The sequence below is a fragment of the Kribbella catacumbae DSM 19601 genome (assembly GCF_000372465.1).
Lineage (GTDB): Bacteria > Actinomycetota > Actinomycetes > Propionibacteriales > Kribbellaceae > Kribbella > Kribbella catacumbae.
Genome location: NZ_AQUZ01000038.1, coordinates 19,930 through 46,496, shown reverse-complemented (window position 1 = coordinate 46,496; position 26,567 = coordinate 19,930). Strand labels below are relative to the sequence as shown.

The following is a 26,567-nucleotide window of genomic DNA, read 5'->3' as shown; positions in this document are numbered from 1 at the left end:
GCTGACCAAGCACGACCGCGCCCGCCGGTCACTCTGACGGGCGGGCGCGGGCGGCTGCCGTGGTGACCTTGCTGGTGAGTTTGGTGCCGGCCGAGGTGAGCACCACCTCGCTGACCTCCGGACGCTTGACGCCCACGACGTACTTGAGGAACCACTTGCGCCAGTTCTGGTCCTTCCGCTCGGGGCGTTTGGCTCTGATCAGACATCTGTAGGCCAGTTGCTGTCGATGAAGCAGAGTGATCACTGCGGTCGTCTGCTGGAGTTCGCGGTCGGCGGCGGGTGCCTCGCTGACCGGCTGCGGCCAGGTGATCAGGCCCTGCTGGGCGTCGTCGATGAGTTGGCGCCGGATGCCGGCGCGGGACCGGAGCAGGACCAGGAGTGGTACGGCGAAGAGGAGCGAGAAGGCGAACAAGACGGCCGTGATCAGCGCTGCTTGCCAGGCCCAGCCGGACGGCTTCGGCCAGTGCCAGATCAGCCAGGTGGCGATGACGAGGAACACCGTGCCGTAGATCACGGACCACGTCGCAGCGGTCGCCTTGGCGAGATTGACCGCTCGTGTCGCCCACACGCCGCCAGTCTCGGACCACAGCCGGTACGACCAGCCAGCCAGGAACCCAAGACCCCAGGCGACCAGGATCAGCACCGCAGAGATCACCAGGAGCAGGGCGTGGTGAGTCTTCCAGGAACTCGCCTGGTCATCGACCCAGAGGGCACCGGCGTACGCGAGAAGCGCGGCGGCGACGACGGCCCCGACCTTGATCGCCGTCAACGACAACCAGACGACGAAGGTCTCCCACCTGCGCTTGGATTTCGGCGCCTCCGCGACGACGTACGGGCCGTACTTCGCCCGATAGCGGCGGGCGGTCCGATCGAGGGCGTTGTACAGGCTCGCGAGCGGAGTACCCAGGTTCGACGGCAAGCTGCCGAGCAGCGTCAACGCGAGGGCGAGGGCGAGGATCGTGCCAAGGGTGCCGAGGGCAATGATCTCGCCGTCGTCGCGGGGCCGTTCACGCCAGCGCTCGGCGGCGAGGGCGATGAGTGGGATCAGCGGGGTGAGCAGGACGACACCGTGCAACAGGCTCCCGGTGCGCAACGCCGCGAAGCCGAATGCGGTCAGCAATGCACCGACGCCGATCGCGGTGGCCGGTGCGGCCGCCCAGCCGTGCAGGACGCCCAGCAGCGGAAGCGCGAGCAGTACTGCGCCGGAGCCGAGCAACCAGAGTGCGAGGAAGCGGGCGATCGGGCCGCTCGATGCCAGGCCCAGAACGGTCCAGTAGGGGAACAGCATCACGCCGCGCAGAGCCCGGGTGACCGGCTTGATCGCGGACAGGCCCGATCGGGGTCCGTCCGCGACGGTCACCGCGACGCTGGCCGCCGTGGTCGCAGTACGGATCAGCTGGTCGCTGCGGGACTCTTCGGAGATCGGCTCCCGGCCGATACCGGCGCGATCGAGTGCCTGGAGTGCTTGGCAGCCGTTCCTGATCGTGTCCTCGGTCAGCGGCTGGTCATCACGGGTGTTCTGCAACGTGCGGAGCAGATCGGCGTACTGCTCGACGAACAACTCGCCCCGGGAGTACCGGTTGGCCCGGTCGATGCGGTCGGTCTTCACTGCCGCGGCGATCGCGGGTAGCTCCTTCGTGGCGATCCCGAGATGGACCGCCCAGGCGGCGATCGCAGCCAGCTTGGGCAGGCTGGGAGGAAGCTGGCTGCCGGTCGCACCCCGGTGGAACAAGGGGAGAAGCTCGCTGGCGGCATCGCGCCGGAGCCGCTCCAGCATGGCCGGTTCGCAGCCGAAAAGCTTCAGTTCGAGCTTGCGGACGAATGATCTGGCGGCCTCGTGTGCTTGCTCGTTGTCCGGTTGCAGCTGATCGTCGCGGATGATCTGCCGCTGGATCCGTTGCGGCGACAAGATGATCTGGCAGAGCATCGTCGCGGCGTCGATCCGGCCCCAGGTCCAGTCGTTCATCCGCCAGGAACGCTTGAGGAAGCCGCCGAAACGTCTCAGCGACAGCCCGCCGACCTTGTCGTCCGGCGTTCTGGAGTAGACGGCGAAGTCGTTGGCCGTCTGCAGCGACACCTGGACCAGGTCGATCGGCAGGCTCGCCTCGTTCGGCGCCTCGTCCGCGATCGTCCAGGTCGCCACGTGCAGGCAGAGCAGGCGTTGGTAGACGCCCGCTTCGCCCGCACCCTCGAACAACAACTTCCAGGCGTCCAGCCCAGTGGCCTCGAGGAAGTCGTCACTGAGGCCGGCCAGTTGCCCGGTCACGGAGGCCACGGCTTTGACCACTTGCTGCACGGCTCCGCTCGCCATTTGCCCGAGCCCGCCGTTGGTGTTCGCCTGGCGCAGTATCCCGGCGACGCGGTCCAGTTGAGCGGCCGGCAGTTTGCCGTTGAGATCCGCAAGCTCGAAGTCCTTGAGATCGGCGGCGGCCGCATCGAGCAGGCTGTCGTCGCCGAGCATGGTCGCGGTGTAGAAGGCCAACCGCAGGGACCAGTACTCCGCGCTCGGCTGCAGCTTCGCCAGGATCTCGTTCGTCAGCCAGATGTCGTCGGTGCCGGCGCGGACCCTTCTCAGCTCCTCCTGTGACATGCAGGTCATGGCGCGTGCGTCGGCGACCTTGGTCGCGTTTTCGTCCGAGACCACGCCCATCAGCAGATCGAGCAGGTCGATCGCGGCGTCCGAGATGTCGGCAGCGGCCGTCACGCCCCAGTTCCACGGCGACGGCACAGCAGTCGCGCCGGCCGGCAAGGCGCCAGCCGGTACGTACGGGAGCGCTTGGGTCCGCAGCAAGGTCCGTTGCGCGTCCTCGGCCGCCTGCCGGATGCGCTCGTACGACCAGTTCGTCGGTGGCGTGAAGCGTTTCGCCAGATCGCGAGCCGCCCGGCGGATCCGCAGTTGCCGGTAGTTCTCGAAGATGGCGTTGGACAGTTCCCACAGACCGGCCACGCCGGACGCGCTGGTCAGGACGTCGTGCCGGGTACCGCGCCGCGAAGCGCTGGCCCGGTTGAAGTCCTCCACCTCGTCGACGAACGTCCGGCTGCTCTGACTCATGAGCGCACCGAGCAGGGCTCCCATCGTGCCGGTGACCTCTGGCGGGCTGTCCGGGTCGTCGGGCGGGTCGACGTCGTGGCTGGGCGCGTGCGGATAGACCAGCAGCATCACCCGGTGCACCGGCCCGCGAGCCGGCATCAGGCTGATCGCGTTGAGGGCCCGCCTGGTGGGCGTGTTCTCGAGGACGCCACCGTCGACGGCGTACCGGGAGCGGTCGTCCGGAACCTGATCGGCCGGCCCGGCCTCCCGCCAGGACACGTATTTCCCGAGGTCGGGTCGCCGATTCGGTTCGGAGACGTCTCGCTGGCCGCGGGGCACATCCCAGACGGCCTTTCCCTGGTGGCCGGTGCGACTGGCCACCGCGGGGACGAAGCACGGCTCGAACGCGAGCGGGAAGCCGGCCGAGCACCGGGCGGCGACGGCGAGCCGGGCCGCGACCAGGTCTGGGTCGTCGCCGGGGGAGAAGTCGTCGGTTCCGTCCAGTGAGGGAGCGCCACGCCGGAACCAGAACTGTCCCTCGTGCTGCCGTTGGGGCAACTGCTGGCCGAGTGAGTCGACGGACACGGTCCGGGCTCCGTTGAGCAGCGTGGTCGTGATCGTGAGATCGATGGGGTGATCTTCGGTGGTCGTCGCCTCCCACGGTTCGATCAGACGTTTCAGAGCCAGCTGGAGTTTCGGCAGGAAGAATTCGTCGCCGCGCAACAGCGAGGTCGGCGAGCCACGGAACGGCTGCTGCAGCAGGCTGTCCATCCGGCCCTGCTCGGCCCACACATCGCGCAACAACGACACATCGGCAAGCTTGTTCGCCTGCCCGAGGGCAAGGGCCGCGCCATTGATCCCGCCCGCCGACGTACCGGCGATCACGTCCGCCCGAGCCGTCAGATTCAGCATTTCGAGCAGCGGCCCATAGGCGCCGCTCCCGTAGGTGACGGCATTGATCTCGTTCACGACGCCGCCCATCCAGACGGCCAGACTGACGCCGCCGTTGAGCACCACCGCGAACCGGATCTCTTCTTTCGGATACCGCCCGGAATCGGACATCACAAACCCCCTGGCCCCCGCCATAAAACTCCACCCCTGGAAATAACGACGCTAATCACAAATCGGGACTACGGGAAGTGTTCGCCCTGTGATGGGGAACAATCGGGTCCCGGCGCGGTACCAGCCGGGCGGTATCAGCCGAGGAGCCAGGAGGTGGACGTGAGCGCAGCGGTGGTCGCTTTCGTGATGGTCGTGGTGCTGGGCATCGCCGGTGTCACCTGGGGCGTGATCGCGATCGTGCGCCGGCAGCAGTACATCAAGTCGTTGCGGGACCGGGGCTGGACGTTCGTCAACAGCCCGACCTTCGAACCCGTGGCCAGGCTCGGCAACCCGCCGTTCGGGATCGGCTTCCACCGCCGTACCGACGACCAGATCACCGGCTGGACGAGTACGGGCCGGCCGTTCCAGGTGATCGAGTACGGCTCCGAGCACTGGTCTGGCTGGGTGGGGATGGTCACCTTGTCGCGCAGGCTCCCGGAGTTGTGGATCACGGGCGGTCAGACCCAGCCCCGGTTCGGGGTGGCGGTGACCGGGGTACCGTCTCCTGCGCAACTGGGTCCGGGGTGGCAGATCGGCGCGCTCGTACCGGCGTACGCCGATGAGGTTCTGACTCCGCAGCTGTGCGAGCGGCTGAACGCGATGGCGGCGGGACAGCCCGGTCTGAACCTCAGCATCGACGGCGACCAGCTGGTCGTGCTGGATCCACCGCGCGAGGAGGTCGACCTCCTCGGTCCCTGGCTGGAGCAGCTCGCCGGCGTCGCTGCCGTGATCGACGCCCTACCGCTGGACCATCGGATCGAGCCGGAGCGGCCGCCGAGGCTGAGCTTCTACCGCCACCCGGACTGGCACTGGATCGGTGTCGACGACAGCCTGCTGCAAACCACCCCGGTGACTCGGGCCGGCCACGCCCACCGCACCAGTGAGGTGATCCGGGGCCGCGACGGTGACGGCCCGCCGTTCGTTGCCTTCAACCACCATTGGAAGACCACCCGCACTGAGAGCTACACCGACAGCCAAGGTCGGTCCCAGACCCGGACCGTCACCGACAACCACAGCCAGGCGTTGCTGGGGTTCCAGTTGCCGACCCGGATGCCACCACTGCAGGTCGGCCCTCGTGGGTTCGGCGGCGGCATCAGCTTCGAGAGCGGCGCGTTCAACGAGCAGTTCGCGGTCCACGCGCAGGACCCCAAGTACGCGTACGACGTGATCCATCCGCGGCAGATGGAGTACCTGATGGCCAACCCGGGGATGCCGTTCGCGTTCACCGACCACTGGGCCTGGTTCGCTGTGAGCCAGCACAGCCAGCCGACGATCGCGCACAGCTCGATCTTCCTCCGCGGCTTCCTGGCCCGCATCCCCCGCTTCGTCTGGCGCAACCTCGGCCTCGCCGAAGCGCCGTACCCACCACTGGAGACACCTGCCACGCCTCACTGATTGGTGATCGGGGCAGGGGGTACCGCCGAAAGTGAAAGCTCTGACTTGGCAAGGTAAGCGGGACGTCGCCTACACGTGCTCGGCCATGAGCCGATGGGGTTCGTCACCGAGGTTGGGTCCGAGGTGAGCAACCTGGTGCCTGGTGATCGGGTCGTCGTGCCGTTTCAGATTTCCCGCGGGATGTCTTCACGGCCAACGAGGAGCACCAGAACTTCCGGATGGCCGGACCGGACGAGACCGAGTCGAACCGGTTGTCGGCGGTCTACGACGTGACGGCCAAGGCGTGGAACGCGGGCCGCAGTGACACCGACGACCATCTCGCGGTCGACGGACGGGTGCTGGAGATGCTCAGCGAACACACCTGCCAGGGGTGGCTGGAGGGGTATCTGCTGACCGGGCGGCACGGGGTCTTCTCGTCGTACGAGGCGTTCGTGCACATCGTCGACTCGATGGTGAGCCAGCACGCGATGTGGCTCAAGACGGTGAACCGGCTGGACTGGCGCCGGCCGATCCCGTCGCTGAACTACCTGCTGACCTCGCACGTCTGGCGGCAGGACCACAACGGCTTCTCGCACCAGGATCCCGGCTTCATCGATCACGTGGTGAACAAGAAGGCGGAGGTCGTGCGGGTCTGCCTGCCACCGGACACCAACACGTTGCTGTCCACGATGGATCACTGCCTGCGGACCAGGAACTACGTCAATGTCGTTGTCGCAGGCAAGCAACCGCAGCCGAACTGGCTCGACTGGGACGCGGCCGCGCTGCACCGCGCTCGGGGGATCGGGGTCTGGGACTTCGCCAGCAATGACGGCGGTGAGCCGGACGTCGTGATGGCGTGCGCCGGTGACGTACCGACGCTGGAGACGCTGGCCGCGGTCGACCTGTTGCGCGAACACCTGCCTCAGTTGGCAGTGGTTCGCCGATCAGCGAACCCGGCATCGCGTGCACGTCACCAACTACGGCGAGGACCTCCCCGAGGTCCGCGACTGGCGCTGGAGCCGGCTGGCCTGATTGCCAGGAAAACCAACGGGTACCGGAGGGTTTGTCCACTCTGTGGACCATCCAAGAGGAGGTACTGCGATGAGCACCACACCCGTTCCGCCCGTGCCGCCGATGGGACCCGGAAGCGACCCCGAGAACCCCGATCTGGTCGACCCGGACACCGAGAACCCGGACGTCGGTACCCGTCCCGGTGATGACAGCCCGCTGACGCAGCCGGTGCCGAAGCCGGGTTCTGGCGAAGAAGACCCCAACGAGCAGCTCCCGCACTGGGACAAGTTATAGGGCCGTAGGCACTCAGACCGGTGGCCGGCTGCTCGCCTGATCGGGGTGGCCGGCCGTCGGCAGTTTCCGGGTGTCGATCAACTGCTGCGCGACGTCGCGCAACTTGGTGTTGGTGTCTTGGGAGTAGCGCTTGAGGATGGCGAACGCGCGGTCGCCGTCGATGGCGAACCGCTCCATCAGGATGCCCATCGCCTGCCCGACCAGTTTGCGGGCGTCTACGGCCTGCGCCATCGAGGCTTCGTGCCTGGCGGTCGCGAGGGCGACCGACGCATGCCGGGCGAGGATGTGGGCGATCGCCTCGTCGTCGGTGTCGAACGCCTCCGCGGTGAGGCTGTACAACCCGAGCACGCCGACGGTCTGGGATCGCTGGCTGCCGATGACCAGCGGAACATCGAGCACGCTGCGTACGCCGAGCGCGGCCACCTTGCCGGCCCATTCGGGCCATCGCTGCTCCGTGGTGGTGTCAGGAATCAGTACCGTGGTCCGGTTGCGCAGCGAGGTGATCAGCGGCCCGTTGTCGCTGGCGAGCTGCAGCTCGAAGGCCTCGGCGACGAGAGGATCGGTGACAGCGGCGATCTCCGGCCGGCTGTCACGGGTGGACAAGATGACGCCGGCGTACGAGCAGTCCAGGGCCTGCAGGGCGAACTGCGCGACCGTCTCGACGGTCTCCACGACGCCGTCGGCATCGTGCAGCTCGATCGCCAACCGGGCGAACGCGTCGGCAACTTCTTGATGGTCGATCGCCACGGTGGGCTCCAAAGGTGCGTCAGGGGCACCCGCTCCGTCGGAGTGATCCATGGCCACCATCATGCCAATCCTGTCCAGAAGTCACACCTCAACATGGCCGTCACGTTCGGTAACCATTTGGATCCGCCTGCTGCGATCGCGCGGCGGGGATACCAGCCCGAGGCCGGCGGTCGGCGTACCGTCGGAAGTGTGGTGGTGGTACTCCATCACGGCTCGATACGGAGAATGTCATGACAGACCACGCGGTGATCCTGGTCCGGCTGGAGGATCTGCAGGACGTGCTGGGCGAGGGACCGTGTCACGACGGACAGCGGAGCCTGGTCCTCGCGGGCAGCGATCCATCAAGCGACCGGGACGTGGCGTTCGACCTGCTGCTCGCGCTGGCCCGCGACGGCGGGCAACCTCTCGGCGACGCCGCCACGGAGATCGTCTACAACGCTATGAATCTCGACTGAGGGGCTTGGTGGCCGGGCCGTCGAGGACGGTGCCGTCGGGGGAGAAGCGGGAACCGTGGCAGCTGCAGTCCCAGGTTGTGTCGGCGTTGTTCCAGCGGAGGGCGCAGCCGACATGGGTACAGGTCGGCTTGACGGTGTACAGGGTGCCCTCGTGGTCGCGGTAGGCGCCGACGATCTGCCCGTCGATGTCGATGAGCCCGCCTTGGCCGACCTCGAGATGGTCGAGCCGGCCGTGCATCGCCCGGCTGAGATGGCCGGTGGCGAAGTCCTTGCCGACCAGCAGATTGTCCTTGAGCAGTTTGGCGACGGCTTTCGCGTCACCGATCCGCCCGGCGTCGTACAGGTCCGTCCAGGGATTGGTGCGCTCAGCAACCAGATCACAAAGGATGCCAGCGGCCACCATTCCGTTGCTGAGTCCCCACTTATGCATGCCGGTGGCAACCAGTACGGCACTGCTGCCGGGTGACCTGCCGACGTACGGAAGGAGGTCCGGGGTGCTGTAGTCGTGCGCCGACCAACGATATTCGGCTTGGCAGGAGTAGTTCCACGTCGAGCTGGTCCAGTCGATCAGGCTTTGGTAGATCGCCTCGGTGTCCTCGACGGTGCCGGTCCCGTGGTTGCCGCCGACAACGATCAGCCCGTTCGGCCCGCCACCCGGCCAGGGGCGGGTGGAGCGGACGGGGGAGCCGGTCGAGATCGACATCCCTACCGGCGCCTCCACCGGCAGCCGGACAGCGATCCCATGAGACTGCTCTGGTCGCGTCTTGGCGATATAACCGCCAGTCAGGCCGAAGGGCAACAGCGTCGCCACCACCACGTGGCGAGCGCGAACCTCGGGACCGGCCTCCGTGCTGACCCGTACTACGTCGTCCTTCTCGTGGAGCCCGACGACCCTGGTGTGCTCGAAGATCCGGCCGCCGGCCCGAGTCAGCGCCGCGGCGACGCCGGCCAGGTATTTCACTGGATGGAGCTGGACCTGGTCGTTGAACCGCACCGCCGCGGCCGCGGGCACTCCGACGTCAGACCCATCGGTCAGTTGAGCCGGCAGGCCCAGCGAGATGGCTGCCTCGACTTCGCGCTTCAGTTCGTTTTCCGAATCGGGCGAGTAGACGAAGGCCGGCGTCCGGATCAGCTCGCAGTCGATTGCCTCGGACTCGGCCAGCCCGGCGACCCTGCCGACTGCCGCCTGGTTGGCGTCGGCGTACAGACGGGCCTTGTCCTCGCCGTGGCGATCGATCAGGTCCGCGTAGATCGCGCCGTGCTGCGAGGTGACTTTGCCGGTGGTGTGCCCGCTGGTTCTGGAGCCGAGTCTGCCCGCTTCGAGCAGGACGACGTCGGCGCCGTCCTGGGCAAGGAGTAGTGCGGTGGTCAGCCCGATCCAGCCGCCACCGATGACCGCCACCTCGGCGCGCTTGTCGGTGCGCAACGCGTCGTACGGAGGGACTTCGGCGGTTGCAGTCCAAACGGAAACCATGCACTTCCGGTACCCCGGCCGAGGTATCCGATGCGTGCCGGTCAGCCGCCGGTTTGGGCGTGGGGGGCGTGGACCGGCTTCGACTGGGACGACGAGCGTTGGCGCAGGTAGATGGAGCCGCCGACGATGGCAGCCACCGCGAGGAACTCGCTCTGCCAGTTCTGGAACGATTCGAACCAGAACTGCGACGTACCAAGGTATTGCCAGGCGGTGACCGCCTCGCTGCCGTGCAGTTGCTGTTCCTCGCTGTAGGCGCCGGCGCCGGTGACGGCATGAAGCCAGATGGACAGCGCGAAACAGATCCCGAAGGCGATGGCGAGTGAGTTCTCGTAGAGCTTCAGCACCAGTTCCGTCCCGTGCCTGACGGGCCAGGGCGCGTCGGCGTCGGTGCGGTGATTCCGCGGGTTCTCGTCCTGCGGCACGGCTTCGTCGATCGGCTTGGATTCCGCGGAGCCCTTCTGCACCAGGAAAGTGGTCAGCAGGACGTACATGCCCATCTGCAGGAACTCCGACTCCCAGTTCTCGAAGACGGTCTCACCGAACGAGGAGGAGCCGGCGTACGCGACCAGGCTCTGCGTCGGTTGGCCGTGATCGGTCAGTTGCTCGTTCTCGTGCGCATTTCCGGTCAGCAGAACCCCGCCCAGAAACACCGCGAACAACCCAAGATTCACCAGCAACAGCCCTCTGAGCCGTATCCATCGCATCTGCCCATCATCGCGTGCCCGTCCGGGCCGTGGAACCCGGCGCGCCAGCTGTTTCGGTAGGGCTGAGCGGGGGAACCGCAGGGTCATCCAGTCGGATCGGCCAAGTGGTGGGAGTGATGTGGCGATGACGAAGGCACGAGATCTGATGACGGCCGGCGCGGAATGTATCGGCGAGAACGAGACGCTCGTGGACGCGGCCCGCAAGATGCGGGACCTCGATGTCGGGGCGTTGCCGATCTGTGGCGAGGACCAGCGACTCAAGGGCGTGCTGACCGACCGCGACATCGTGGTCAAGTGCCTGGCCGACGGTGGCGACCCGGCGACCGCGCACGCGGGTCAGTTCGGTGAGGGCAAGCCGATCACGATCGGCGCTGACGACAGCATCGAAGAAGCGCTGGCGATGATGACCAAGCACCAGATCCGGCGGCTGCCCGTGATCGACGGCCACGACCTGGTCGGCATGCTCGCCCAGGCCGACATCGCCCGGGCGATGCCTGAACGAGCCACCGGGGACACGGTCCAGGCGATCTCCCAGCCCTGACGACCGCCTCGCCGATGCATACCGGTTCGGTGCCCGGGGCACCGGACCGGCGAAGGCCGGCATCCGCCGCCCCGGTGCTCCGGCCTGCCCCTGAATCGAGGAGGTTGTGGTGGCTAACACGGTGACCGAGATGAGCGGATCGGCGCATATGCCGTCCGATGTCTCGTCGCGACCGGGCCTGTTCGACCGGTTCGCCGGCGCCGCGTCCAAGTTCGCTTCGCGCGCCTGGTTCTTCGCTTTCTGCGTCCTGCTGGTTGTCGTCTGGGCGCCGTCGTACTTCCTGATCGGCACCGTCGACACCTGGCAGCTGATCATCAACACGATCACCACCATCGTCACCTTCCTGATGGTCGCGTTGCTGCAGAACTCCCAGACCCGCGCTGACGCCGCAGTACAGGACAAGCTCAATGCGCTCGCGGCCGCACTGGCGGAGCTGATGGAGGACACCGGCGAGTCTCGCAAGCTGCAGGACGCGTCCACGGAACTCCGCGACGCCGTCGGCCTCGAAGACCGCGAAAGCTCCTCCTGATCCAACAACCCGGAATGAGTTTGCCCGGGCGGGAATCGGCGGCGGGCTGGGCTTCTGACGGTCTACGGGTGGCGGCCTTCGGCGAGGAGCGCTAGGCGTTGGAGGGTTTCCGCGTTGCGCAGGCGTAGTACGGGCTCTAGCACGGCGTCCGGGAGGAGGGCGGCTGGGCCCTTGGAGGTCTGTTCGCGCATGACCAGGTGGCAGTTGCCGTCCCGGTCAGTGGCGACGAACTCCACTTTGCCTTCGCCGGTCGGCCAGGCGCGGACCTTCAACTCGAGGTAGCGCAGCGGCTCGTACTGCTCGACCGTCGTGGTGTCGTCGATGAGCAGCGGCCAGGCGCCGACGGAGTGGTGGATGCTGTGCCCCGGCTGCGGCCAGCCGGGCTCCACGTCGCGGATCCGGGACGCGCCGACCACCCACGACGCATACGTCCAACCATCGGTGAGGATCGCGAAAACGTCCTCGACGGACGCCTGGATCAGCCGCTCGTTCTCACTCATACCCCGCCGGTACCCAGGCCTCAACCTTCGACATGCTCTTCCTGGCTGTGCGCGATCTCTTCGGCCTCATCGGCCTCGGACGCGGCCACCGGATAGACGTTGGGCGGCAGGCCCGGACCTCCGCCACTCACAAACCTCCCGTTTCCGCCCGGGAGCGCGCCTGTGCACGCCTGGCCGGGGGCGATCAGTTGAGGTTTGTGAGTGGCGGCGGTCCGGCCCAACGCGACGACCGCACGCTGACCATCACGAACTCCGGCTGTAGTACGAGGCTGGCCGCACTTCGCCGGCGCGCCACCAGGAGTGGTTCGCCGGTGCCCAGGCCTAAATGGACAGGCGCATGAGGATTCGGGGGTGGCCGGCCAGGACCGAGGTGGTGTCGGCGACCTTGGTGAAGCCGGCACGCTCGAAGTTCTTCCGGATCCCGGCGTACGCCATCGTCAGGTCGACCTTGGCATCACCGTTGTCGAGTGGGTAGGCCTCGATCGCCGGGGCTCCGTTGGCGCGGGCGAACTCGACAGCGCCGGCGATGAGCGCGTGCGAGATGCCCTGCTTGCGGTGCCCGGGGCGGACGCGAACACACCACAGCGACCAGACCGGCAGCTCGTCGACGTGCGGGATCTTGCGATTGCGGGCGAAGGTTGTCTCCGAGCGTGGCGCGATCGCGGCCCAGCCGACCGGCGTACTGCCGTCATAGGCGAGCACTCCCGGCGCGGGCTTGGCCCGGCACAACTCAGCGACGTATTCGCCTCGGGCCGGTCCGCGCAGTTCGTTGTTCTGCTTGGAGGGGATGCGATAGCTCAGGCACCAGCAGACGTTGGCGTCCGGCGACTTGGGACCGAGGACGGCACGGACATCCTCGAAAACCTCAGCCGGACGAACTTCGATGCTCATGGCACTCACGATATGTCCACCAGTCTCAGGAATTCTTGACGTCCTGCGCCGGGGCGGCCGCGAGGAGTTTTGCTGCCAGGGCGCGGCAACGGCTTTCGAGTTCGGGAGGGTCGAGTACTTCGAAGTCGTGGCCCAGCAGGAGCACATGCATGAGCACGAAGTCGAGGTTGCCGGCGCCGCTGAGCACCTCGCAGCGGTCGCTGCCGCGTCGCCGTACGACGGCTGCCGACGCCGGGATCTGCGCGCGCACCGTGTCGGCCGACGCGTGCACGAGGAAGCGCGCCTGGTGTGCATAGACCCGACTTGCCACGGCTTCCTGCACGTACGCCGCTGCGTCGGGCGCCGGGCGGGGATGGAAGCGCCAGGTCCGTGCGGACACCTCGGTCATCCGGTCGACGCGGAAGCTGCGCCAGTCGTCGCGATCGAGGTCGAAGGCGAGGAGGTACCAGCGCCGGTCGGAGGCGACCAGGCGATAGGGCTCGACCCGCCGCCGTCGGACCTCGCTGCCGGACGGGTAGTCGAAGCCGGCCTCGACCTCATCGCGGCAGGCCCTGGCCAGCGTCATGATCACCTCGGCGTCGACCGGCGGGCGGCCTCCGCCGAACGACTCCACCGAGCCGGAGAGAGCACGCACCTCGTGCCGCAGCCGGGTTGGCAGCACGCGGTCGAGCTTGGTCAGAGCCCGTACTGCGGCGTCGCCGGCGCTCGCGACACCGCCACCCGCGCCGGCGAGCAGTGAGACCGCGGTGGCGATCGCCTCCTCGTCGTCGAGCAGCAGCGGCGGCAGGTCCTGCCCCGGGCCGAGCTGATAGCCGACACCCTGACTGGCACGAATCTGGTAGCCCAGCGTGCGCAGGCGGTCGACGTCACGCCGTACGGTGCGCGGCGTGACACTCAGCCGCTCGGCGAGCTCGGGCCCGGTCCAGACCTGTCGCTGCTGCAACAACCCGAGCAACGTGAGCACCCGCTCCGTCGTCCCCAGCTCGTCATCCATGCCACCCACCCTGCCAGACATAGCGGACCGATCCTGTCCGCTTGGGGTGCCAGAGTGAATCTCATGAACGCAGACGAATTCAGCTGGAACCAGATCCTGCGCGAGCAGTGGGAGTTTCACTGGAACTATCAGCTCAGAGACCGGCTCAAGGACCTCACCGACGAGGAGTACTTCTGGTCACCGGTGCCGGACGCCTGGAGCGTACGCCCGCGCGGCACTTCGACGGCGCCCTTGCAGGTCGGCACAGGGGACTTCACGATTGACTTCGCCATTCCCGAGCCGGTGCCCCCAGCGTTCACCACGATCGCCTGGCGACTCGGTCACGTCATCGTGGGTGTGCTCGCCGCCCGCAATGCCGGGCACTTCGGCGCGCCGGAGGTGTCGTACCAGACCTGGGAGTACGCCGGGAGTGCGGCCGCCGCGCTCGATCAGCTCGAGACCCAGCTTGAGGTGTGGCTGGCCGGGGTACGCGATCTCAGCGAGGCCGAGTTGCGGGCACCGGTCGGCGAGAAGGAGCCCTACCCCGACTCGCCGATGGCCGCGCTGGTGCTGCACATCCAGCGTGAGTTGATCCATCACTTGTCCGAGGTCTGCCTGCTGCGCGACCTCTACATGCACACGACGGCTGCTACGAACGGAGCAACGCGATGAGTCGCGAACTGCAGATCACCTTCGACGCTCATGACCCGGCGGCGCTGTCGCTCTTCTGGCGCGAGGTCCTCGGGTACGTCCATCCTGGTCCGCCCGGCGTCGAGCTGGCTGAAGGCGCTGACCCGTTGGCCGCGTGGGCCGACTTCCTCGAGCGCGTCGGCGTACCGGAGGAGGAGCGCAACACGCGGTCGGCCCTCGAGGACCCGGACGGCGACGGCCCGCGGCTGTTCTTCCAGCAGGTGCCCGAGGACAAGGTCGCCAAGAACCGTGTCCACCTGGACGTCCGGGCGGCTCCCGGGTTGCAGGGCGACGAGCGGATGGCTGCCCTGGAGGCCGAGTGCGACCGGCTGGTCGCCCTGGGAGCCAAGCGCGGACGCCGCCACGAACCCGAACCCCCGATGAGTCTCGGCTTCATCGTGATGACGGACCCCGAGGGCAATGAGTTCTGTTTGGATTGACGGTTAGGCGGTCGGACAGCAGATCCCCGCTGTACGACGGGTAGACGACAGCCGACTGCGGTCCGCCGTTGGCCGCGACCTTGTGGCTGCAGTTGGTTGATGCGGATGGAACAGGAGGTGTCGGGCGAATTTTCCGCGCTCGGGGTGGGTACCTGGTGGGCATGGTGTGGTATCGCCGTGGTTGGGGATGTGTGTGCGGGCTGCTGGTCGCGTTGGGAGTGGTGGCGGCGCTGCTTGCGGTGCCTGTTGGGGCGCTGGTGCCGTTGTTCGTGCTGTCGGGGGTTGTCGGCCTGATGTTCGCTTTGGTGACTTTGCAAAGTGGAACCGACGTTCGGGCGCGGGATCGGTTGTGGCGGGTGGTGACCCTGGCCTTGATAGCCGGGGCGACCAGCGTCGCTGGTGCGGGACTGCTTGCGCTGATCGGGCCGAGTGCGTTGCTGATCGGAGTCCTCGCGGCCGCGGGGTCGCCGATCGTCGTACGCCGGTTCTTCGCGAAGGCTGAGAAGCATGATGAGCTTCGCGAGCAGTCGACGGTGATGCTGTGCCGGCAGTGGCAACGCAGCTATGACGAGTTGCGGGCCGAGTCGGCCCTTCCACGCAGGCTGGAGATCGTCCAGCAGCGGGCGCGTTGCCTGGACGAACTCGAACGAAGGGATCCGGCCGGCCTCCAAGCCTGGCTGGCCTCAAACGCCAGTGCGGCAGGCGATCCAGCACGCTTCCTGACCGAGCCACCCGCCCATGATTGAGCTGTCGTTCAGCCTGGTTCGCCGTGGAGTTTTCGGCGGATGATGATGGTGATGTCGACCGCGGCGACAACGGCCGGCAGAGCGGCGAGCGCGATGAGGACGGGCGGCAGGTCGAGGAGCGCGAAGACGATCGCGGCACCGCCACAGACGATCAGCCCGAAGGTCGCGAGGACGAGACGCAGGGTCAACGCGCTGTGGGGTGGTGGTGGCGTCGCGTCGGAGTACGTCATGTCTCCAGGTGCCACGATCCGGCCCGTTCAAAACCCGGTTCAGTGGGCGGCGCCGAGCTCGACCAGTCTTGCGGTACTTCGGTGAGTGCGAGCAGCTGGCCGATGGTCGCGGCGCGGTCGGCCACCGGTGAGAAAACGCCGGTGGCGTCGGCGATCCAGAGGCCGTCGGCGGCCAGGTGGGCAGTGCGCAGCCGGGCACGCTCAACAGGGTCCGTGACGTCTTCGAGGCTGAGCCAAGGGCCGAGGACCTTCTCCCACGGGACGCAGAGCGCCGGGTTCGCGAGGCTCTCGGCGTAGACGGCCAGGTCGGCACGGGTCAGCCGGCCGGCCTCGACGGCGCCGACGTACGCACGAACCCGCTCCGCGGGGGTGGCCTGCTCGAACGGCTTGCCCAGGCCGGCGAGCATCGTCTCCTCCAGGCGGAGAGCGACGTACTCGACCACGGCGAGCACCAGATGCTGCCGGGTGGGGAAGTGATACAGCACCCCGCCCTTGGTGACGCCGGCTTCGCGTGCGGTCGCCTCGAAGGTGATCTCCACCGCCCCGTCGTCACGCCCCGCCAACCGGAACGCCGCATCGAGAATCGCTGTCTTCGAACTCGGCCTCATTTCGTAACTGTACCAGACGGTCGGTATAGTTACGTTGGCATATCAGGTGTCCACCTGGTGGACACTGGACAGCTACTGGCGGACACTGTCTACTCAGCCCTGGGCGAGCGGGAGGGGTAGTGACAGGAATCAGGTTGGACTCCGTGTCCAAGGTGTACGCCGGTGGCCACCTGGCCGTCGACGAGCTGTCCTTGGAGGTCGCGGACGGCGAGTTCATGGTGCTGCTGGGGCCGTCAGGGTGTGGCAAGACCACCGTGCTGCGGATGATCGCGGGTCTGGAGGAGGTCACCGACGGCCAGGTGTGGTTCGGCCGTACTGAGGCCACGCCCATGACTCCGAAGGATCGTGGCGTCGCAATGGTCTTCCAGAACGGCGCGCTGTACCCGAACCGGACGGCTCGCGAGAACATCATCTTCCCGCTGCGGATGGCGGGGGAGGACCCGGTGGAGGCCAGTGCCAAGGCCGCCGGGCTGGCCCAGATCCTGGGCATCGACGGGGCGCTCGACCGGCTGCCGTGGACGCTGTCGGGCGGCCAGCGCCAGCGCGTCGCGATCGGCCGGGCCATCATCAGGCAGCCCCAGGTGTTCCTGATGGACGAACCGTTGTCGAACCTCGACGCCACGATGCGGACCGAACTGCGCCAGGAGATCGGCTCGATGACCCGGGACATGAAGGTGACGACCGTCTACGTCACCCACGACCAGGTCGAAGCACTCACGCTGGCCGACCGGATCGCGATCATGCGCGACGGCAAGATCGAGGACGTCGGCACCCCGGCGCAGGTGTACGACGATCCCGCCACCGCCTTCACGGCAGGCTTTCTCGGTACGCCGAGGATCAACCTGATCGGCGCAACCGTCCAGGTCACGGCCAGGCACAGAGTCACTCTGGCCTTCGGAACGCAGTCGATCGCCTTGCCACCGACTGACCGCAGATCGATGATCCTGAGCCACCACGACGGGGAGCAGGTCGTCGTCGGAGCACGCTCGGACGCCTTCGCACTGACCACGGACACCGACGCCACGAACCAGCTCACCGGGACACTCCGGGCCCTCGAATTCCACGGTCACCAATGGATCGCGTTCGTCGACAGTGGCGTCGAGTTGCTGAGTCCCGATCTCATCGGACTGTCGAAGCGCAAGCGGAGCAGGGCCAATTCCGAGGGCCGGCCGACGTCGCACAGCGCCGGATCCCGGGCCCATCGGACGGCCGGTCGCGTGTCAGCCTTCGGAGCCAAGACCCGATCCCTGATCCGCAAGGCGACCCCAGCCCCGCCGGAGCTCATCACGTCGCCGACCCATCGGCGATCCGACCTGGTCCTCGAGATCGACAACACCGGCGGCTTGAGCGCCGGCGACCGGATCCGCCTTGCACTGGACGTCTCCCGCATTCACATCTTCGACCCCCACGGCCACCGCGTCGACCGCGTCAAACGCTGAGCCGCTGGGGGCGCCGAGCAGGAGGAACGGCCGGTCGAGGCCCCCGGGCTGGACGTGGATCTGGCCGTCCATGGTGATTCCGGCGCGGATGCGCTGGTCGGCCCGCATCGCGGCGATCGTGCTCGCGCCGCCGAGTGAATGACCGACCATCGCGATCCGTCGGCGATCGACGTACCGGCTGCCGGACCAGGCGGGGTCTGGACCGGTGAGACGGCCGATCATAAACGACGTCAGACGCGGCTTACCCCCGGCACCTTCCGGATCCGGAACCGCACGGGCACAGCGTCAGCAGGCTGAGGAGAATCAGTCGGGGGGTTCGACCGGGGTGCCCTTCTCGCCGTAGCTGACGTCTTGGTCTCGCGGCGGGCGCCGTTCCTCGTCGTCCACCGGCCCGCGCTGGTCGTCGTCCACCGGACCCGGTGCCCGCTGGCCGTCGTCGTGCTCGAGGTTGTCGACGTTCAGGCCGCTCTCGTCGAGCTCGCCCTTCTCCAGCGCCTCGTTGAGGTCGGTGTCAGTGGCAGCAGCGGGCTTGTTCAGGCCCGGTCGGTCGAAACTCATCATCGCCTCCAGAGCTGAGCTGACCTGTACCAGTTCCCCAGTGGTAAACGCACTACTTAGGAGTAAGACTGGTGAGTAGCAAAGCCGACCAGGAAGGGGTACGGCGTGACCACCGACGAGCAGGTAGTACGGGATGTCGATGAGCGGGAAGCCCGGGAGACCGCCGAGGCGGCGCGGGAGACGGTGTGGGAGCGGCCGAGTTTCGCCAAACAGCTGTATCTGGGCGATTTCCAGCTGTCGCTGATCCATCCGCATCCGCGAGCCGCGGTCGATGACGCCGTCCGCGGGGAGGAGTTCCTCGGCCGGCTGGCGGAGTACTGCGCAACGCTCGACGGACTCCTGATCGAACGCGAGGCCCGTGTCCCCGACGAGTACCTGCGTGGATTCGCGGAGCTGGGCGTGTTCGGCCTGAAGATCCCGCTCGAGTACGGCGGTCTCGGGCTGTCGATGGCGTACTACGGACGCGCGCTGATGCTGATCGGTTCGGTGCACCCGACCCTCGGTGCACTGGTGTCCGCGCACCAGTCGATCGGCGTACCGGAGCCGGTGAAGCAGTTCGGCACCGATGAGCAGAAGCAACAGTTCTTGCCGCGGTGTGCGGCTGGGGCGGTGACGGCGTTCCTGCTCACCGAGCCCGATGTCGGCTCCGACCCGGCGCGGATGGCGTCGACGGCGACCCCGACCGAAGACGGCGAGGCGTACTTGCTGGACGGCGTGAAGCTGTGGACCACGAACGGCGTGATCGCCGAACTCGTCGTGGTGATGGCGCGGGTACCCAAGCGCGATGGCGAACGCGGCGGCATCACCGCGTTCGTGGTCGAGGCCGACTCGCCAGGGATCACGGTGGAGAACCGGAACGCGTTCATGGGCTTGCGAGGGATCGAGAACGGCGTGACCCGGTTCCATCAGGTCCGGGTGCCGGCCGCGAACCGCTTGGGCCGGGAGGGCGACGGCCTGCGGATCGCGCTGACGACGTTGAACACCGGGCGACTGTCCATCCCTGCCCTGTGCGCGGCGGCGGGCAAGTGGTGCCTCAAGATCGCCCGCGAATGGTCGGCCGAACGCGTCCAGTGGGGTCGTCCGGTCGGCAAGCACGGTGCCGTGGCCGAGAAGCTCTCGTTCATGGCGGCGACCACCTTCGCCCTCGAGGCGGTGCTCGAACTGTCGGCCCAGTTGGCCGATGCGGGGAGCAAGGACATCCGGATCGAGGCCGCGTTGGCCAAGCTGTGGTCCAGCGAGATGGCCTGGAAGGTTGCTGACGAGCTGGTCCAGATCCGCGGCGGACGAGGGTACGAGACCGCCGACTCGCTCGCGGCTCGCGGCGAACGCGCCGTACCGGCGGAGCAGATCCTGCGGGACCTGCGGATCAACCGGATCTTCGAGGGCTCGACCGAGATCATGCATCTGCTGATCGCCCGGGAGGCGGTCGACGCGCACCTGGCCGCGGCCGGCGACCTCGCCTCGGTCGACGCGGACCTGCGGGCCAAGGCCAGAGCGGCCGTGAAGGCCGGCGGGTTCTACGCGAAATGGCTGCCACAACTTGCCGTCGGCAAGGGAACCGTGCCGACGTCGTACTCCGAGTTCGGACCGCTCGCCAATCATCTGCGGTACGTCGAACGCGCGTCGCGGCGGCTCGCCCGGCAGACGTTCTACGGGATGAGCCGCTGGCAGGCCAAACTCGAGTACCGGCAGGGATTCCTGGCCCGGATCGTGGATATCGGCGCGGAGCTGTTCGTGATGGCGGCCTGCTGTTCACGGGCCGAGATGCTGCGGACCGACGATCCGGCGCAAGGCGATTCGGCGTACGAGCTGGCTGGGGTGTTCTGCGAGCAGGCACGGTTGCGGGTGGACCGCCTGTTCGACCAGCTGTGGTCGAACACCGACGACAGCGATCGCCGAATTGCGGATCAGCTGCTGGACGGAAGGTACGACTGGCTCGAAGCCGGCGTACTCGACCAGTCCGAAGGCACCGGCCCCTGGATCGCCGGCTGGCAACCCGGCGAATCGAAAGCTCCCAACCAGTCCCGTCGCTACCGCTGAAAGCCGGCGTCAACAAGCCCTCCGGCCGCTCTTGACATCGGTCACGACTGCCTTCAAGGTTCCTATATCGTATTGGATTTGAAGGCCGCCGCCCGTGACCAACTCCCGTCGGAGGGGACAACTTGTCGCTCGAGGAAAATTCCGCCCCGGACAGGAGATCGATTCTCAAGATCGGCGGTGCTCTCGCACTCACGCCGCTCGTGGGTGAACTGACGAGTGGAACGGCCGCGGCCGTTCGAGGCACGCCGGCGTACGGAACCACCGCAACGTCTGCCGGCCTGAACTGGCCATCGCTGTCCCGGAAAGCGTTGTGGTACTCGGTGCCCGCGTCCGGGTGGGAGGCAGAGGCGCTCCCGATCGGCAACGGCCGCCTCGGGGGGATGCTGTTCGGCGACCCCGACGAGGATCGGATCCAGTTCAACGAGCAGAGCCTCTGGGGCGGCCGCAACGACTACGACAACGCGCTGGCCGGCCAGCCCGACAATGTCTTCGACACCAGCATGACCGGCTTCGGCTCCTACCGTGACTTCGGGCTGCTCTCTGTTGCCTTCGCCGGCCGTCCGAAGGTCACCAGTCCCGGCGGGCCTTACCAAACCTCCTCGAACGAGACAGTCGATCAGAGCATCGACGGCGACTCGCGGACGAAGTGGTGTATCGATGGGCCGCCGACGACGGTGCTGTGGCAGGTCGAGCTCCCGGACCCCCAGGTGGTCACGCAGTACCAGCTCACGAGTGCCAATGATGTGCCGAGCCGCGATCCGCAGCAGTGGGTTCTGGCGGGTTCGGACGATGGCGGGTCGTGGGTCACCCTCGACACCAGATCCCTTGCGGCGCCGTTCGAGAACCGGTTCCAGACCAAGGAGTTCTCTTTCACCAACACGACCGCCTACCGCTTCTTCCGCTTCAGCTTCGTCCCCAAGCCTGGCGTGAGTCACTTCCAGGTCGCCGAGATCGGGCTCGCCGGGGTCGACCTCAGTGGCCGCGGTCAGCTCTACCTCAGCTCTCCTGACAGGGGTGTGAGGTGGCAGGCCGAGCTCACCCGGAAGGTCGTCGTCACCTCGTACGCGATTACCGCGTCGCCGGCCGGCGCTCCGAAACGATGGGAGCTGCAGGCCACGTCGGACGGACACACCTGGGCCACCCTCGATTCCCGCGGTCCGGACACGCCCTGGACGTCGCCAGGCGAAACGAAAACCTTCACCATCTCCAACACCACCGCCTACAGCGCCTATCGGGTCACCTCTTCACCTGACAGTGCATTCCAGGTAGCTCTGCTGGGGAACGGCTTCGACTCGCGCACGCTGAACGCCGTGGTGGACTACCGGCGAGCTCTCGATCCGGCCACCGGCATCCACCTCACCAGGTACGGCGCACCGGGCCGCCGGGTACTCCGCGAAGCATTCGCCGGCCGGTCGGCTGACGTCATGCTGATCCGCTACCGCACCGACAATCCGGCCGGCCTCTCCGGTTCGATCGCGCTGACCTCTGCACAAGCGGGCGCGCCCACGACGGCCGACGCGGCGAAGGGCCAGCTCGGGTTCAGCGGCGTACTGGGCAATGGACTCAAGCACGCCTGCGCGGTCAAGGTCATCGAGGCCGACGGCGAAGTACGGGCCGAGGGCGCGAAGTTGGTCTTCGCGGGGTGCAAGACCCTCACCCTGGTACTTGACGCGCGAACGAACTATGCGCTGGATGCGTCGGCGGGATGGCGTGGACCCGACCCGCAGCCGCGCATCGCGGGCGCCATCGATGCCGCGGCGTCGAGTTCGTACGACGTACTCCGCGAGGCGCACGCTGCGGAGGTGAAGGCGATCATGTCGCGCGTCTCGGTGGATTGGGGCAAGACAGACGAGGCGGCCGCCGCCCTCCCGACGGCCGTGCGGCTGCGACGCTATGCCGCTGGAGCGGCCGATCCCGTTCTCGAGCAGACCATGTACGACTACGGTCGCTACCTGCTGCTCAGTTCATCCCGCCCGAACGGGCTGCCCGCCAACCTCCAGGGACTCTGGAACAACAGCAACAGTCCGGCCTGGGCCTCGGACTATCACACGAACATCAATGTCCAGATGAACTACTGGGGGGCCGAGACGGCCAACCTGTCCGAGAGCCACCTGGCTCTGGTCAACTTCGTCCGGCAGGTCGCGGTGCCCAGCAGAGTGGCCACCCGCAACGCGTTCGGTCAGAGCACTCGCGGCTGGACCGCCCGGACCAGTCAGAGCATCTTCGGCGGCAACGGCTGGGAGTGGAACACCGTCGCCAGCGCCTGGTACGCGCAGCATCTGTACGAACACTTCGCCTTCACCCAGGACAAGGTCTACCTGCGCACGATCGCCTATCCGATGATCAAGGAGATCTGCGAGTTCTGGGAGGACCGCCTGGTCGAGCGGGCGGACGGTCTGCTCGTCTCACCCGACGGCTGGTCACCGGAGCACGGTCCGCGCGAAGACGGCGTGATGTACGACCAGCAGATCATCTGGGACCTCTTCCAGAACTACCTCGACTGCCAGGCCGTCCTCGGATCCGACCCGGCGTACCGGGCCAGAATCATCGACCTGCAGGAAAGGCTGGCACCCAACAAGGTCGGACGCTGGGGGCAGCTGCAGGAGTGGCAGGAGGACCTCGACGATCCGGATGACATTCACCGGCACACCTCGCACCTGTTCGCCGTCTATCCGGGCCGCCAGATCACCAAGCAGACACCCGAATTCGCCGAGGCGGCTCTGGTGTCCCTCAAGGCCCGGTGCGGCGAGAAGGCCGGCGTACCGTTCACAGCTGAAACCGTCTCCGGGGACAGCCGCCGGTCCTGGACCTGGCCGTGGCGGGCGGCCTTGTTCGCCAGGCTCGGTGACGCCACGCGAGCCGGGATCATGCTGCGAGGTCTCCTCACCTACAACACACTGCCGAACCTGTTCTGCAACCATCCGCCCTTCCAGCTGGACGGAAACTTCGGCATCACCGGTGCCGTGACCGAGATGCTGCTCCAAAGCCATCAAGGCGTCATCCATCTGTTGCCGGCCTGCCCCGACGCGTGGCAGAAGAAGGGATCCTTCAGCGGTCTGCGGGCGCGCGGCGGGTACCTGGTCAGTTGCTCCTGGAAAGACGGCAAGGTCACGAACTACGAGATCGTCGCGGACCTCGCCGGCCACACCCGCAAAGTGACTGTCCGCGTCAACGGGCGGGACATTTCGGTCAGACCGACCACGTGACGATGCCGGATTGTGCTTCCTTGACAACGCTCGTGGTACCGGCGTTCTATTCAAGTGAGTCATTGAATTGATCCGGGCGGGGGATGCTGCCCAGGGGGAGAGGGAGAGACCATGTCCGACAAGCAGAGCATCGATGCCCCGCACGAGCGGCGGCCCTTCAAGGATCACGGGCATATGGACGTGGTCACTCTCGGCGACTTCACTCTCGGCCGCGGTGTCTTCGAGCCGGGCTGGCGCTGGTCCGACGACGTCAAGCCGCTCGCCGGTACCGACTCCTGCCAGGCCCATCACACCGGCCTGGTCCTTTCCGGGCAGATGACCATCCGCTTCGACGACGGCCACGAACTCAGCGTCGCCGCCGGCGATGTCGTCGACATCGATCCCGGACACGACGCCTGGACCACCGGCGATGAAGCTTGCGTGATCATGGACACCGGCGTCGCAGGCTACGCCAAGCCCGCGTAGCTCACTAGCGCCTTGTGGGGACGCTGGCGCCCTTGTAGCGCGCCAGTGGCCCCACAAACAGCGTTCGTCCACAGATTTCCCAGCTCTGCCGCGGCAACTCAACTAGACTGAGGGGATTCACACCTCCGAACGGGGGCCGCGATGGGCGTCAGGGCCGCAGCCGTCGTTGCGCTGGTGATGCTGTCGGCCGGCTGTAGTGGCGACGGCGCCACGGAGGACCTGGTTACTCCTCCGGTACAGCCGACCTCGACGCCGGTGGTGACTACGCCGGTACCGCGGCCGAGCCTGCCGCCATTGACCGTCGAGCAGGCCGCCACGGCGTACCTCGCTGCTGTTAGGCCGCGCAACTCCGCTCTCGCCAAGTTCGACGCGGACTGGAAGGCCTTGGCGTCGGTCGAGACTCTGAGGCAGGATGCCGCCTTGATCGTGGCGGCGGAGCATCGCTTTCTGACGGTCCTGGACAACAATGTCTGGCCGCCATCGATCGCCGAGAACGCGGACAGCCTGGCCTTCTGCGTCGCCTCGAGCATCTCCTGGTACGACGCCACCACGCGAATCAAGAGCGCCGCCGAGGTCGAACCCCCACCCGCCTGCGGGGCCAGCGACGCCCAACTCATCAGACTCCGCCTACAACTACCCAGCTACTGACCTGCCACCCAGTCCGACAGGCCAGCATGCCCGCTGGCCATCGGTCGCTGGGCGTTGGTTCAGGAGTCCCAGATCGGGCCGAGTGCAGGGATGCCAAGCCGCTCCATCCCGTGCACCACCGACCACGTCACCTTCTTGTTCGACACGCAGATGACGGCCTCCGCACCTGAGGACGCGTACGCCGAGTAGGCCAGCTTCACCATGTCGGGCTTGCCGTGCGCGTCGGTGTCCCAGATCTGGGTGTCGGGCTGGGCGGCCAGGATCTCGTCGACCAGTTCGCGCCCGTAGGTCTTCACCGGGTCACGCGTCACCCACACCAGCTTGTGCGGCACGCGCGCGGCCAGGACGTGCGCGAGTACGGGTCCGATCCCGCTTCCAGTGACCACATAGACCACTCGGCGAAAGACCGTGCCGTAGTTGGCCATACCCGCGGTCGCGACGCCTCGTACCCACACGTGCGACGGCGGATCGTCGATGAACTCCCCGGTCCAGTCGCCGGCCCGCGACACCGCCATCCGGAACCCGGGTGCACCGGGCGTCGGGATCACCGCGAAGCTGTGCCACTGCCGCAACGGATGCCGCGAGATCGACCGCGTCGACCCGGCCATCGGCGTACTGCGACCGCTCCGCACCAGCGCGACATGCGAAGACGGCCGCACTACCTCGATCGGGATCCGCCGCAGCAACATCCACGGCACCAGTGAGCTGATCGTCGTCAGGACGAGCACCCACACCGTCGGCGTACCGACCATTGCCTCAGGCAACGACTCGGAGCCACGCCGCTCGTCCACGAGCAGTACCGCGCCGATCCAGAACAAGGCCGACAGTGCCCACCCGCCGAACCGGTGAACCCGCTCGAACAGGTCGTGCCGCTTGACCCGCAAGCTTGGCCGAGCAGTCATCACGATTCCCAGTAGCAGAAGCGCTTGGACGTAGTACACGAGGAGCAGTCCCAAGCCCACCTCGCCGGTCGCGACGACGGTGAGTCCAAGGAACCACAAGGTCCCGCACGCGGCACCACCGACGTGCAACCCGCCCAGGTGGTAGCCCTTCGCCAACGCCCATCGCAGCCGCAGCGGCCAAGACTTGGGCACCTTCATCACCAGCTGGGAAAGGCCATTCACGAAGAACTGCTGGCGGATCAGGATTCCCAGCGCGAAGTTGCCCTGGGCTACCAGTGCGAGGTTGGCGACCTCGGTCCACCAGTGATTCCCCACTCCCCACCCGAACATCGCCACGTTGGCCAGCAGCACGAAGGAGGCCAACCGATTGCTCTGCATCAACCGCGGATGCTTCAAAACCCGCCTTCGCCAAGGCAGGACCTCCGGCAACACCGCCTCGCTGGGCGCAGCCGGCAACGACATCTGTACCGCATTCATGAAATTCCCCCAGAATTTCAGAACCACCCCGATAGTCGCCGCGGCTGATCGAATCCCGACCCGATGACCACCGCGGCGCCGAGCCCGCTTCAACCCGGTATGCCTTCTGAGACGCCGCGTGAGGCCGTCCGGTTCGACCGGCCTTCGCAGGGCTGGTTACCGTGGTGCGCGAGTCGACCTACGAAGGAGCAGTGGATGTCACCTGGACGCAAGGACGTCAGGCCTCCCCAGACCGCGGTGGATGAGAAGGCGACATCGTCGCGGCGTACCGGGAGGTGGTCGGCAAGTCCAACCAGGTCATCGAGTCCTACACCGACCTGACGCTGCCCGCGCCCGCCCCCACCCGCAAGAGGCAGGCACCCACGATGCGCTGGCTACTGGTGCACATGATCGAGGAAACCGGCCGCCACGCCGGCCACGCCGACATCCTCCGCGAACAAATCGACGGCGCTACCGGCCGCTAGTCCGGTTTGCACTTGTACTTCCCGTTCTC

26 protein-coding genes and 1 pseudogene are annotated in these 26,567 nt (G+C 67.2%); 15 read left to right on the top strand and 12 right to left on the bottom strand.

Going from position 1 to position 26,567, the window contains the following annotated elements; translation table 11 throughout:
- Positions 1–28: 28 nt before the first annotated feature.
- Positions 29–4,093, bottom strand: a complete 4,065-nt coding sequence (locus A3ES_RS49040; protein WP_020390784.1) for a patatin-like protein — start codon at positions 4,091–4,093, stop codon at positions 29–31.
- Positions 4,094–4,252: 159 nt separating this feature from the next.
- On the opposite strand from A3ES_RS49040, the gene A3ES_RS0131245 reads away from it, so the two are divergent.
- The 3 genes from A3ES_RS0131245 to A3ES_RS49035 all read left to right on the top strand — a co-directional run bounded on the left by A3ES_RS0131245 (position 4,253) and on the right by A3ES_RS49035 (position 6,723).
- A complete protein-coding gene (locus tag A3ES_RS0131245) occupies positions 4,253–5,527 on the top strand; it encodes a hypothetical protein (protein ID WP_237745106.1) in 1,275 nt (424 codons plus the stop codon).
- 93 nt (positions 5,528–5,620) lie between these two features.
- On the top strand, positions 5,621–5,800 hold the full coding sequence (locus A3ES_RS57250) for a hypothetical protein (protein WP_202806633.1): 180 nt from the start codon (positions 5,621–5,623) through the stop codon (positions 5,798–5,800).
- Complete coding sequence (locus A3ES_RS49035) at positions 5,746–6,723, top strand: phosphoketolase family protein (protein ID WP_026163377.1); 978 nt, start codon at positions 5,746–5,748, stop codon at positions 6,721–6,723. The genes A3ES_RS57250 and A3ES_RS49035 overlap by 55 nt, the downstream gene beginning before the upstream one ends.
- Before the next feature lie 100 nt (positions 6,724–6,823).
- On the opposite strand, the gene A3ES_RS0131235 is transcribed toward A3ES_RS49035, so the two are convergent.
- Positions 6,824–7,609, bottom strand: a complete 786-nt coding sequence (locus A3ES_RS0131235) for a GAF and ANTAR domain-containing protein (RefSeq protein ID WP_157630842.1) — start codon at positions 7,607–7,609, stop codon at positions 6,824–6,826.
- Between the two features lie 179 nt (positions 7,610–7,788).
- On the opposite strand from A3ES_RS0131235, the gene A3ES_RS0131230 reads away from it, so the two are divergent.
- The gene (locus A3ES_RS0131230) at positions 7,789–8,013 is read left to right on the top strand and encodes a hypothetical protein (protein WP_020390781.1); all 225 of its coding nucleotides are present in this window, start codon (positions 7,789–7,791) and stop codon (positions 8,011–8,013) included.
- On the opposite strand, the gene A3ES_RS0131225 is transcribed toward A3ES_RS0131230, so the two are convergent.
- Positions 7,997–9,487 (bottom strand): FAD-dependent oxidoreductase, encoded by a 1,491-nt coding sequence (locus tag A3ES_RS0131225; protein ID WP_020390780.1) that lies wholly within the window; start codon positions 9,485–9,487, stop codon positions 7,997–7,999. The genes A3ES_RS0131230 and A3ES_RS0131225 overlap by 17 nt on opposite strands.
- Positions 9,488–9,528: 41 nt before the next feature.
- A complete protein-coding gene (locus A3ES_RS0131220) occupies positions 9,529–10,191 on the bottom strand; it encodes a DUF6766 family protein (RefSeq protein ID WP_020390779.1) in 663 nt (220 codons plus the stop codon).
- 124 nt (positions 10,192–10,315) lie between these two features.
- Here A3ES_RS0131220 and A3ES_RS0131215 point away from each other — a divergent pair, with 124 nt between their 5' ends.
- Both A3ES_RS0131215 and A3ES_RS0131210 read left to right on the top strand, forming a co-directional pair.
- Positions 10,316–10,732 (top strand): CBS domain-containing protein, encoded by a 417-nt coding sequence (locus A3ES_RS0131215; protein WP_020390778.1) that lies wholly within the window; start codon positions 10,316–10,318, stop codon positions 10,730–10,732.
- Between the two features lie 109 nt (positions 10,733–10,841).
- Positions 10,842–11,261, top strand: coding sequence for a low affinity iron permease family protein (locus tag A3ES_RS0131210; RefSeq protein WP_237745105.1), 420 nt, complete (start codon positions 10,842–10,844; stop codon positions 11,259–11,261).
- A 62-nt stretch (positions 11,262–11,323) separates the two neighbouring features.
- Here the strand turns inward: A3ES_RS0131210 and A3ES_RS0131205 are convergent, their stop codons facing one another.
- The 3 genes from A3ES_RS0131205 to A3ES_RS0131190 form a co-directional block, all read right to left on the bottom strand.
- Positions 11,324–11,761: an SRPBCC family protein gene (locus A3ES_RS0131205; protein WP_020390776.1), complete on the bottom strand. Its 438-nt coding sequence runs from the start codon at positions 11,759–11,761 to the stop codon at positions 11,324–11,326.
- A 321-nt stretch (positions 11,762–12,082) separates the two neighbouring features.
- Entirely contained in the window at positions 12,083–12,652 is a 570-nt protein-coding gene (locus A3ES_RS0131195; RefSeq protein WP_020390774.1) for a GNAT family N-acetyltransferase, read from the bottom strand.
- A gap of 25 nt (positions 12,653–12,677) precedes the next feature.
- Complete coding sequence (locus tag A3ES_RS0131190; protein WP_020390773.1) at positions 12,678–13,646, bottom strand: helix-turn-helix transcriptional regulator; 969 nt, start codon at positions 13,644–13,646, stop codon at positions 12,678–12,680.
- Positions 13,647–13,709: 63 nt separating this feature from the next.
- Between A3ES_RS0131190 and A3ES_RS0131185 the strand changes: the two genes are divergently transcribed.
- The 3 genes from A3ES_RS0131185 (at position 13,710) to A3ES_RS0131175 (ending at position 15,501) form a co-directional block, all read left to right on the top strand.
- Entirely contained in the window at positions 13,710–14,297 is a 588-nt protein-coding gene (locus tag A3ES_RS0131185) for a DinB family protein (protein WP_020390772.1), read from the top strand.
- On the top strand, positions 14,294–14,755 hold the full coding sequence (locus A3ES_RS0131180; protein WP_020390771.1) for a VOC family protein: 462 nt from the start codon (positions 14,294–14,296) through the stop codon (positions 14,753–14,755). The genes A3ES_RS0131185 and A3ES_RS0131180 overlap by 4 nt, the downstream gene beginning before the upstream one ends.
- Positions 14,756–14,916: 161 nt before the next feature.
- Positions 14,917–15,501, top strand: coding sequence for a bMERB family protein (locus tag A3ES_RS0131175; RefSeq protein ID WP_157630841.1), 585 nt, complete (start codon positions 14,917–14,919; stop codon positions 15,499–15,501).
- 8 nt (positions 15,502–15,509) lie between these two features.
- On the opposite strand, the gene A3ES_RS49030 is transcribed toward A3ES_RS0131175, so the two are convergent.
- Together A3ES_RS49030 and A3ES_RS49025 are read right to left on the bottom strand one after the other, a co-directional pair.
- Complete coding sequence (locus tag A3ES_RS49030) at positions 15,510–15,731, bottom strand: DUF6343 family protein (RefSeq protein WP_020390769.1); 222 nt, start codon at positions 15,729–15,731, stop codon at positions 15,510–15,512.
- Positions 15,728–16,339: a TetR/AcrR family transcriptional regulator gene (locus tag A3ES_RS49025; protein ID WP_020390768.1), complete on the bottom strand. Its 612-nt coding sequence runs from the start codon at positions 16,337–16,339 to the stop codon at positions 15,728–15,730. Before A3ES_RS49025 ends, A3ES_RS49030 begins: the two co-directional genes overlap by 4 nt.
- A gap of 143 nt (positions 16,340–16,482) precedes the next feature.
- On the opposite strand from A3ES_RS49025, the gene A3ES_RS0131160 reads away from it, so the two are divergent.
- The gene (locus A3ES_RS0131160) at positions 16,483–17,778 is read left to right on the top strand and encodes an ABC transporter ATP-binding protein (RefSeq protein ID WP_202806632.1); all 1,296 of its coding nucleotides are present in this window, start codon (positions 16,483–16,485) and stop codon (positions 17,776–17,778) included.
- A gap of 75 nt (positions 17,779–17,853) precedes the next feature.
- Here A3ES_RS0131160 and A3ES_RS57245 read toward each other — a convergent pair.
- Both A3ES_RS57245 and A3ES_RS0131150 read right to left on the bottom strand, forming a co-directional pair.
- Positions 17,854–18,000: pseudogene (locus tag A3ES_RS57245) on the bottom strand (alpha/beta hydrolase); the annotation flags it as partial.
- An 81-nt stretch (positions 18,001–18,081) separates the two neighbouring features.
- Entirely contained in the window at positions 18,082–18,336 is a 255-nt protein-coding gene (locus A3ES_RS0131150; protein WP_157630840.1) for a hypothetical protein, read from the bottom strand.
- Between the two features lie 105 nt (positions 18,337–18,441).
- On the opposite strand from A3ES_RS0131150, the gene A3ES_RS0131145 reads away from it, so the two are divergent.
- From A3ES_RS0131145 to A3ES_RS0131130, 4 genes are all read left to right on the top strand, one after another.
- Positions 18,442–20,376 carry an acyl-CoA dehydrogenase family protein gene (locus A3ES_RS0131145; RefSeq protein WP_020390765.1) on the top strand — a complete coding sequence of 645 codons (1,935 nt, stop codon included), beginning with the start codon at positions 18,442–18,444 and terminating at the stop codon, positions 20,374–20,376.
- Positions 20,377–20,498: 122 nt separating this feature from the next.
- Positions 20,499–23,582, top strand: coding sequence for a glycosyl hydrolase family 95 catalytic domain-containing protein (locus A3ES_RS0131140; RefSeq protein ID WP_020390764.1), 3,084 nt, complete (start codon positions 20,499–20,501; stop codon positions 23,580–23,582).
- A 111-nt stretch (positions 23,583–23,693) separates the two neighbouring features.
- Entirely contained in the window at positions 23,694–24,047 is a 354-nt protein-coding gene (locus A3ES_RS0131135) for a cupin domain-containing protein (protein ID WP_020390763.1), read from the top strand.
- 141 nt (positions 24,048–24,188) lie between these two features.
- Complete coding sequence (locus A3ES_RS0131130; RefSeq protein WP_020390762.1) at positions 24,189–24,695, top strand: hypothetical protein; 507 nt, start codon at positions 24,189–24,191, stop codon at positions 24,693–24,695.
- Positions 24,696–24,754: 59 nt separating this feature from the next.
- On the opposite strand, the gene A3ES_RS0131125 is transcribed toward A3ES_RS0131130, so the two are convergent.
- Positions 24,755–26,074 carry a ferredoxin reductase domain-containing protein gene (locus tag A3ES_RS0131125; protein ID WP_202806631.1) on the bottom strand — a complete coding sequence of 440 codons (1,320 nt, stop codon included), beginning with the start codon at positions 26,072–26,074 and terminating at the stop codon, positions 24,755–24,757.
- A 254-nt stretch (positions 26,075–26,328) separates the two neighbouring features.
- Between A3ES_RS0131125 and A3ES_RS49020 the strand changes: the two genes are divergently transcribed.
- Entirely contained in the window at positions 26,329–26,538 is a 210-nt protein-coding gene (locus A3ES_RS49020; RefSeq protein WP_083933812.1) for a mycothiol transferase, read from the top strand.
- Positions 26,539–26,567 lie beyond the last annotated feature (29 nt).

What these genes read in the sequence shown, in the direction of transcription:
- A3ES_RS0131225 (WP_020390780.1), bottom strand. Translation starts at nt 9,487, where the DNA reads ATGGTTTCCGTTTGGACTGCAACCGCCGAAGTCCCTCCGTACGACGCG.
- A3ES_RS49040 (WP_020390784.1), bottom strand. Translation starts at nt 4,093, where the DNA reads ATGTCCGATTCCGGGCGGTATCCGAAAGAAGAGATCCGGTTCGCGGTG.
- A3ES_RS0131205 (WP_020390776.1), bottom strand. Translation starts at nt 11,761, where the DNA reads ATGAGTGAGAACGAGCGGCTGATCCAGGCGTCCGTCGAGGACGTTTTC.
- A3ES_RS57250 (WP_202806633.1), top strand. Translation starts at nt 5,621, where the DNA reads ATGGGGTTCGTCACCGAGGTTGGGTCCGAGGTGAGCAACCTGGTGCCT.
- A3ES_RS0131195 (WP_020390774.1), bottom strand. Translation starts at nt 12,652, where the DNA reads ATGAGCATCGAAGTTCGTCCGGCTGAGGTTTTCGAGGATGTCCGTGCC.
- A3ES_RS0131180 (WP_020390771.1), top strand. Translation starts at nt 14,294, where the DNA reads ATGAGTCGCGAACTGCAGATCACCTTCGACGCTCATGACCCGGCGGCG.
- A3ES_RS0131125 (WP_202806631.1), bottom strand. Translation starts at nt 26,074, where the DNA reads ATGAATGCGGTACAGATGTCGTTGCCGGCTGCGCCCAGCGAGGCGGTG.
- A3ES_RS0131150 (WP_157630840.1), bottom strand. Translation starts at nt 18,336, where the DNA reads ATGAGTTTCGACCGACCGGGCCTGAACAAGCCCGCTGCTGCCACTGAC.
- A3ES_RS0131220 (WP_020390779.1), bottom strand. Translation starts at nt 10,191, where the DNA reads ATGCGATGGATACGGCTCAGAGGGCTGTTGCTGGTGAATCTTGGGTTG.
- A3ES_RS0131135 (WP_020390763.1), top strand. Translation starts at nt 23,694, where the DNA reads ATGTCCGACAAGCAGAGCATCGATGCCCCGCACGAGCGGCGGCCCTTC.
- A3ES_RS0131215 (WP_020390778.1), top strand. Translation starts at nt 10,316, where the DNA reads ATGACGAAGGCACGAGATCTGATGACGGCCGGCGCGGAATGTATCGGC.
- A3ES_RS0131185 (WP_020390772.1), top strand. Translation starts at nt 13,710, where the DNA reads ATGAACGCAGACGAATTCAGCTGGAACCAGATCCTGCGCGAGCAGTGG.
- A3ES_RS49025 (WP_020390768.1), bottom strand. Translation starts at nt 16,339, where the DNA reads ATGAGGCCGAGTTCGAAGACAGCGATTCTCGATGCGGCGTTCCGGTTG.
- A3ES_RS0131130 (WP_020390762.1), top strand. Translation starts at nt 24,189, where the DNA reads ATGGGCGTCAGGGCCGCAGCCGTCGTTGCGCTGGTGATGCTGTCGGCC.
- A3ES_RS0131230 (WP_020390781.1), top strand. Translation starts at nt 7,789, where the DNA reads ATGACAGACCACGCGGTGATCCTGGTCCGGCTGGAGGATCTGCAGGAC.
- A3ES_RS0131235 (WP_157630842.1), bottom strand. Translation starts at nt 7,609, where the DNA reads ATGGATCACTCCGACGGAGCGGGTGCCCCTGACGCACCTTTGGAGCCC.
- A3ES_RS0131190 (WP_020390773.1), bottom strand. Translation starts at nt 13,646, where the DNA reads ATGGATGACGAGCTGGGGACGACGGAGCGGGTGCTCACGTTGCTCGGG.
- A3ES_RS0131175 (WP_157630841.1), top strand. Translation starts at nt 14,917, where the DNA reads ATGGTGTGGTATCGCCGTGGTTGGGGATGTGTGTGCGGGCTGCTGGTC.
- A3ES_RS49030 (WP_020390769.1), bottom strand. Translation starts at nt 15,731, where the DNA reads ATGACGTACTCCGACGCGACGCCACCACCACCCCACAGCGCGTTGACC.
- A3ES_RS49035 (WP_026163377.1), top strand. Translation starts at nt 5,746, where the DNA reads ATGGCCGGACCGGACGAGACCGAGTCGAACCGGTTGTCGGCGGTCTAC.